A 412-nucleotide genomic window follows, 5' to 3' on the forward strand; every position below is an offset into this window, starting at 1 on the left:
TTTATCTTCTATAGCTACTACAAGAGTTCCAGTAATTGAATTATTTGCCGCGTCGGTAACAGTATAAGTTATAGTTGTGGAACCTATATTAAAAGAATGATTGCCTACTTGTCCATTTCCTGACTCTGTAGTAGCCCCATTCATGACCCAGCTAATGCTGCTGCCGCTACAGTTGTCACTGAAGCTTGCATCAGGGATGGTTATTGAAGCAGTGCATTGCCCTGCATCTGTAGTTGTAGAAATAGCATTTCCAAGACTGATTTCTGGATCTTCTTTATCTTCTATGTCTACAGCAAGAGTGCCGGTAACAGTATTACTTGCCGCGTCGGTAACAGTATAAGTTATAGTTGTGGAACCTATATTAAAAGAATGATTGCCTACTTGTCCATTTCCTGAATCTGTAGTGGCCCCA

At 40.8% G+C, this 412-nt stretch carries 1 protein-coding gene; it reads right to left on the reverse strand.

Annotated features, from left to right (window positions below; all coding sequences use genetic code 11):
* A partial coding sequence (locus HC175_RS19510) for an HYR domain-containing protein (protein ID WP_168139788.1) occupies positions 1-412 on the reverse strand: 412 nt, incomplete at both ends.

The organism is Salinimicrobium oceani (assembly GCF_012037645.1).